Annotated in this window: 1 protein-coding gene and 1 pseudogene; one reads left to right on the top strand and one right to left on the bottom strand. The window is 52.5% G+C overall.

Annotated features, from left to right (window positions below; translation table 11 throughout):
- Positions 1–62 precede the first annotated feature (62 nt).
- Positions 63–1,232, top strand: a pseudogene (locus CW742_RS11925) (IS256 family transposase).
- A gap of 204 nt (positions 1,233–1,436) precedes the next feature.
- Here the strand turns inward: CW742_RS11925 and CW742_RS11920 are convergent.
- On the bottom strand, positions 1,437–1,740 hold a 304-nt coding region (locus tag CW742_RS11920), incomplete at its 5' end, for a hypothetical protein (RefSeq protein WP_292420663.1).

The raw sequence follows: 1,740 nt of genomic DNA, 5'->3' as shown, positions 1-1,740 counted from the left end.
ATGCTGTAAAATGTAAGATGCCCTGTATCCAACAGTGAATTGGAAACAAAGAGGAACAGGGCATGGAGCTAAGAGATATCGTACAAAATTATCTTACCGATACCGAGAAGGCCATGCAGGAACTCATCACATGGTTCCTGAACGATGTAATGAAGGAGGAACTATCGCAGCAGGCCGGTGCAATGAGATACGCGAGAACAGGTGCGCGTCGAGCGCACCGGAACGGGTATCGTCAGCGGTCACTGAACACCCGGTTCGGCGAGCTCAGTCTTTTGAAACCTCAGTTGCGGGAAGTTCCATTCGAGACCAAAGTCTTTGAAAAGTACGCCCGGACCGAGAAAGCGCTGGTAAATGCGATCATCGAATCCTACCCACAGGGAGTATCGACACGAAACGTTGAGACGATAATCGCGCATCTTGGTGTTGAGCAGATATCAGCATCGGATGTCTCGAAAGTCGGCCGGGAACTCGATATGAAAGTACAGGAATTCATGGAGAGACCCCTTGATACATACTACCCGTATCTTTTCGTCGATGCTTCGTATTTCAAAGTCCGGGATGAGTGCCGGTACGTCAATAAAGCTCTCCTTGTCATCGTCGGGGTAAGAACAGATGGACACCGGGAGGTCCTATCAGCCCAGATCGCTGATGCTGAATATGAGCTTACCTGGGAAGGGATGTTCGCCGACCTGAAAGAGCGAGGCCTCAGTAACGTCGATCTGATCGTCTCGGACGGCCATAAGGGCATCCAGTCCGCTGCCGGAATAATGTTTCCAGGATCTTCGTGGCAGATGTGTCACGTGCACTTCATCCGGGCAGTCCTGAGAAAAGTCCCCCGAAAATATCACAAGGAGATCGCGGAAATCCTCCGGTAATGTCTCTCGGATGCCGGCAGGCTGGCGGAATACGCGGTTCAACTCGATGAACGGGGGCTCTCCCGGGCCGCTGATACGATCCACCGGTTCCAGCACGGGTTGATGAATTACCGGGCGTTTCCCTTGGAGTTCTGGAAGAAAATCCCGACCACTAATCTCCTGGAACGGGTTAATCGGGAACTTAAACGACGGACGAAAAAGATCGGGGCTTTCCCCAGTGACGCCTCGTTGCTCCGACTGGCGGGGTCTCTGCTGATCGATATCAATGGGAAATGGGTTACCGGTAGCCGGTATTTATCTCTGAATAGCGAGATGATCTCTTTGGATACTGAGGCTGCTGATTTTACAGCAACTTAAAGACATTACCCCCGGAACAAATTCCGGATCTTTTTTGTGTACCGCTCCCACGAACGGATTTACCTTGCAGCGTAATGATGGCCCGGCATTGTCATGAAGGGGGAGCGATCCCGTACCCGGGCCGACCGGGAAATGACGATTTTTTTTTACAAACTGCCGGTTCAACCGGACTTCGCAGGAAAAAAGAGATGAACAGGAGCCGGGTCAGAGGGTGGAGAAGTCCACCGCCCAGATCCCCTCATACGGGAGGGGCTTCATGCTCTGGTATTTCACCCTGAGGACGGCACTCTCCTCAAGCGCCGCATACTCCTGTTCTGTCATGATGGTGATCGTGCTCGTGCCGGTTGCATAACCATTCGGGTGAACCGATCCGAACATGATATTATTGCCCGCAGATTCAGAGCCATCTGCACCAACCAGGCGCGGGTACCCGATGAGCGAGAAGGCTTCATTGCCGGTATTCTTGACAGTCATCTTCAGGGTGAACTGGCGCGGGAAGGAACTCTTC

Origin of the sequence: Methanoregula sp. (assembly GCF_002835825.1) — an archaeon.
In the GTDB taxonomy this organism is placed as follows: domain Archaea; phylum Halobacteriota; class Methanomicrobia; order Methanomicrobiales; family Methanospirillaceae; genus Methanoregula.
This window is presented reverse-complemented; position numbering and strand designations above follow the sequence as displayed.